We start from the raw sequence: 1,203 nt of genomic DNA, 5'->3' as shown, positions 1-1,203 counted from the left end.
TGACGTGCTCCCCGTTTTGTCCGCGTCTATAAGTTAGCCCTGTTCACGTTGTGATCCTTGACGGATCGGGTTGCATATTCAAGCGGGGTGAGCCCATCGAGGCTCGTGTGTGGGCGATTCACATTGTAGTCGATCCTCCATTCTTCGATGCTGTTGCGGGCGTGCCGATAGCTGGTGAAGAGCCGTTCGTTGAGGCACTCATCGCGTAGCCGACCATTGAAGCTTTCCACGAAGCCATTCTGCATCGGCTTGCCCGGTGCGATGTAGTGCCATTCGACATGCCGATCCTCCTGCCAAGCCAAAATGGCGTTCGAGGTCAGCTCGGTGCCGTTGTCCGACACGATCATGCAGGGGTAGCCGCGATGTTCGGCGATGATGTCGAGTTCGCGGGCGACACGCTCACCCGAGATCGAGTTGTCGACGACCGTGGCCAGACACTCCCGGCTGAAGTCGTCGATGACGCATAGTATCCGGAAGCGGCGACCATCGGTCAGCGTGTCGGAGACGAAGTCGAGGCTCCAGCGCTGGTTGGCGCCCTGCGGTATCGCCATTGGCGCCCTGGTGCCCAAGGCCCGCTTGCGACCACCGCGCTTGCGCACCGTCAGCCGCTCCTCGCGATAAAGGCGATAGAGCTTCTTCCAGTTCACCGCCACGCCTTCGCGCTTCAAGAGAAGGTGCAGCCGACGATAGCCGAAGCGCCGGCGTTCGGCGGCCAGATCCCGCAGCCGCTTGCGCAAACCGGCATCATCCGGTCGGGACGGACGGTAGCGGTAGACCCGCGGCTCCATGCCGACGAGCCCGCAGGCGCGACGCTGCGAATAGCCCTTGTTCTCGATCGCCCAGGTCACGGCAGTCCTCCTCGACCCGGGCGTTAGAAGTTTTTTCCGAGCATCTCGCGCAAGGTCGAGACGTCGAGCATGGCATCGGCCAGCAGACGCTTCAGCTTGCCGTTCTCCTCCTCAAGGCTCTTCAGCCGCTTCGCCTCCGACACATCCATGCCGCCATACTTCGAGCGCCACTTATAGAAGGTCGCGTCGCTCACACCGTATTTGCGGCACAGATCCGTCGCCGAAAGCCCAGCCTGGTGTTCCTTCAAAATGCCGATGATCTGTTCGTCAGAAAATCTCGATCGCTTCATTGCCTGTCTCCTCATCCGAGGAACAGGCTAACCTCAAACCGAGGACATTTCAGGGGAGCACGTCA

General features: G+C 60.6%; 1 protein-coding gene. It reads right to left on the bottom strand.

Annotated features, from left to right (window positions below; genetic code table 11):
- Nucleotides 1-26: 26 nt before the first annotated feature.
- Nucleotides 27-1,138, bottom strand: a protein-coding gene (locus NKI70_RS33835) for an IS3 family transposase (protein ID WP_352484793.1) whose coding sequence is annotated in 2 segments (ribosomal slippage) — nt 27-883 and nt 883-1,138 — 1,113 coding nt in all. Because the reading frame shifts where the segments join, the coding sequence is not laid out codon by codon here.
- Between the last annotated feature and the right edge of the window lie 65 nt (nt 1,139-1,203).

This window comes from Mesorhizobium sp. M0500, from assembly GCF_040321165.1.
Taxonomy (GTDB): domain Bacteria; phylum Pseudomonadota; class Alphaproteobacteria; order Rhizobiales; family Rhizobiaceae; genus Mesorhizobium.
This window is presented reverse-complemented; position numbering and strand designations above follow the sequence as displayed.